General features: G+C 61.6%; 3 protein-coding genes. 1 reads left to right on the top strand and 2 read right to left on the bottom strand.

All coding sequences use genetic code 11. From position 1 onward, the window contains the following. Positions 1–841: AMP-binding protein (locus ACFFAR_RS29330; protein WP_375509025.1), on the top strand; the 841-nt coding region annotated here is incomplete at its 5' end. Positions 842–906: 65 nt separating this feature from the next. Here the strand turns inward: ACFFAR_RS29330 and ACFFAR_RS29325 are convergent. Both ACFFAR_RS29325 and ACFFAR_RS29320 read right to left on the bottom strand, forming a co-directional pair. Beyond that, on the bottom strand, positions 907–2,055 hold the full coding sequence (locus ACFFAR_RS29325; protein WP_062168421.1) for a branched-chain amino acid ABC transporter substrate-binding protein: 1,149 nt from the start codon (positions 2,053–2,055) through the stop codon (positions 907–909). 94 nt (positions 2,056–2,149) lie between these two features. Beyond that, positions 2,150–3,090, bottom strand: a 941-nt coding sequence (locus ACFFAR_RS29320; protein ID WP_375509024.1) for an aldehyde dehydrogenase family protein, incomplete at its 5' end; no start/stop codon positions are given.

The following is a 3,090-nucleotide window of genomic DNA, read 5'->3' as shown; positions in this document are numbered from 1 at the left end:
GGTCAAGCATCAGGTCACGACACTCTGCGCTCCGCCAACCGTCTGGCGCATGATGATCCAGGAGGATTTATCGGCGTACAAGGTGCATCTGCGCGAGGTCGTGGGCGCGGGCGAACCGCTGAATCCGGAGATCATCGAGCGCGTCAGGAAGGCCTGGAACCTCACGTTACGCGATGGCTTCGGCCAGACCGAAACCACGGCGCAAATTGCGAACTCGCCGGGCCAGCCTATGAAAGCCGGATCGATGGGACGTCCCTTGCCGGGTTACAGGATCACGTTGCTCGATCACGACGACAACCCCGCGCAGGAAGGCGAACTCGCGCTGATCCTCGACCCGAAACCGCTGGGCCTGATGGACGGTTATGTGGACGATGCATCGAAGACGCAAGACGCGATGCGCGGCGGCCATTACCGGACGGGCGATGTCGCATCGATCGATGCCGATGGTTACTTCACCTACGTGGGCCGCGCCGACGATGTCTTCAAAGCCGCCGACTACCGCATCAGTCCGTTCGAACTGGAGAGCGTGCTGATCGAACATCCGGCGGTCGGCGAAGCGGCCGTTGTGCCGAGTCCTGATCCGCTGCGGTTATCGGTGCCGAAGGCGTTCGTCGCGTTGCGCAACGGTTATGAACCGACGAAGGAAACCGCCGGTGAGATCCTGAAGTTCGCCGCGCAAAAACTCGCGGCGTACAAGCGGATCCGACGCATCGAATTTTATGAATTGCCGAAGACCATCTCGGGGAAGATTCGTCGCGTGGAACTCAGGAAAACTGAGGAGGCGCGTGGCAGCGACGCACGTCGCGACAATGAGTATTGGGAAGAGGACTTCAACGCCTAGGCATTAAAAAACCCCGCAGCGCAGAACGCATGCGGGGGTTTTCTCAAAGCAAAAGCAATTAAACCTTACTTCCCGCCCACGCTTTGCAGCGTCGTCCACTTGCCGCCGACGACCTTGTACAGCGTGATGCCGCCGTTCTTCAAATCGCCCTTCGCGTCATACGCGAGTTGCTTCGACGTCACGCCAGGCATGTCGGTCTTGGCGAGCATCGGCAGGTACTTTGCCGGATCAGTCGAGTTCGCCGTCTTCATTGCCGTGAACATGGCCATTGCACCGTCGTACGCGTACGGCGAGTAAGTTTGCACGTCCTCGTTGAAGCGCTTCTTGTACTTCGCAACGTACGCTGCGCCACCCGGCATTTCGTCGAGCGGCAAGCCGGCCAGCGACGCCACCGTGCCGTCTGCTGCATCGCCGGCGATCTTCAGGAACGTGTCCGTCTTGACCATTTCGCCTGCCATCAACGGCGCGCGCAGGCCGAGCGTCTTCATCTGCTTGACCATCGGGCCCGCTTGCGAATCGGCGCCGCCGTAATACACGAGGTCCGGGTTCATCGACTTGATCTTGGTCAGGATGGCCTTGAAGTCGACGGCTTTGTCGTTGCCGTATTCACGATCCACGATGGTCGCGCCCGCAGCTTTCGCAGCCTTTTCGAATTGATCGGCGAGACCCTGGCCGTAGGCCGTGCGGTCATCGACAATCGCAATCTTCTTCATCTTCAGCGTCTTCACCGCGAACTCGCCGGCGACCGAACCTTGCTGCGTGTCGGACGTCATCATGCGGAACGTGGTCTTGTAGCCTTGCGTGGTGTATTCCGGCGCCGTTGCCATCGCGATTTCAGGAATGCCGGCGTTCGCGTAGATGCGCGAAGCGGGGATGGTCGTGCCCGAGTTGAAGTGGCCGAGCATGCCCTTGATGTTGTCGTCCACCAGCTTTTGCGCGACGGTCGTGCCAGTGCGCGGGTCGGCCTGGTCATCGGCGGAATCGAGCACGATGAGGACCGGCTTGCCGCCAATCACAGGCTTCGTTGCGTTGAAATCTTCAACCGCGAGCACGATGCCGTTCTGGAAATCCTTGCCATAGTGCGCCTGCGCGCCGGTCATCGGACCAGCGAAACCCACCTTTACTTCTTCAGCCGTTTGCGCCTGAGCCGTTGCAGCAACCGACAAACCCGTGACCAACATTGCTGCTGCCAGCTTCTTCATCGTGTAATCCATAAACTCTCCTGATTCCCATGTGAGTGGCAGCGCGTGCCGGGTTCGCCGTGCCCGCTGCCGTTTGTTTGAGCCGATCCGCCGCTCTGAATTGTGTTCAGCCGATCGTCATCAAATTCGCATTGCCGCCCGCGGCCGCCGTGTTCACGCTCACCGAGCGTTCCGTCAGCAACCGTTCGAGCGCGTATTCCTGCTCGCCGTCGTGGGCTTCATCGGCAAACGCTCCCGCCGATACCCCTTGCACCGAGACAATCGGTCCCGGGCGTTTCGCAACGTCCTTCACCAGCGCCATCAATTCGTCGCTGTCGCCTTCGAAGAGGACGGCATCGAACGGAAGGTCCTGGTTCTTGCGCACCGATGCATGCGCTTTGAGCGATGCCGGCAGCGCCGCCACGAGCTGTTCGCCGGCCGCGCCCGAAAACAGCGCCTTGTTGCCCGTCGCGAGCACCGCAGCAAACTGCGCGCGCGCGCCGCTTGCCGTCGATGCCACGCACAAGACCGTGCCGCGTGCGCCGAGCGTGTAGGTGTTGCGCTCGCCGGTCGGACCGGGCAGCACCGCGGTCGCGCCGGCCATCACGTGTTGCAGATGACCTTCGCACCGTGCGGCGGTTTGCGGATCGCGCTCGGCGATGGCCCAGTCGCGCAATGCGGTGAGCGGGGCAGGCGTATCGTTCGCGGCCGTCTGATCGACGACCAACGCGCTTTCCAGCGACTTCGGCAAACCGGTAGGACGCTTGGCAAGAAGACGCTGCAAGTAAAGCGCGCCCCCTGCTTTCGGTCCCGTGCCCGACAAACCTTCGCCGCCGAACGGCTGCACGCCGACCACGGCGCCAATCACGTTGCGGTTCACGTAGATGTTGCCAACATGAGCGCGGCTGACAACGTGCGCGATGGTTTCATCGATACGCGTATGGATTCCCAGCGTCAGCCCGTAACCCGTCGCCTTGATCTGGTCGAGCAGCTTGTCGAGTTGCGCGCGACGATACCGCACCACGTGCAGCACCGCATCAGTAGACCGGATGTGCCCCAGGAACTGGT

The organism is uncultured Caballeronia sp., assembly GCF_964243625.1.
Classification (GTDB): Bacteria; Pseudomonadota; Gammaproteobacteria; order Burkholderiales; family Burkholderiaceae; genus Caballeronia.
The sequence above is the reverse complement of the archived record's forward strand: the minus strand, read 5'-3'. Positions and strand labels throughout refer to the sequence as shown.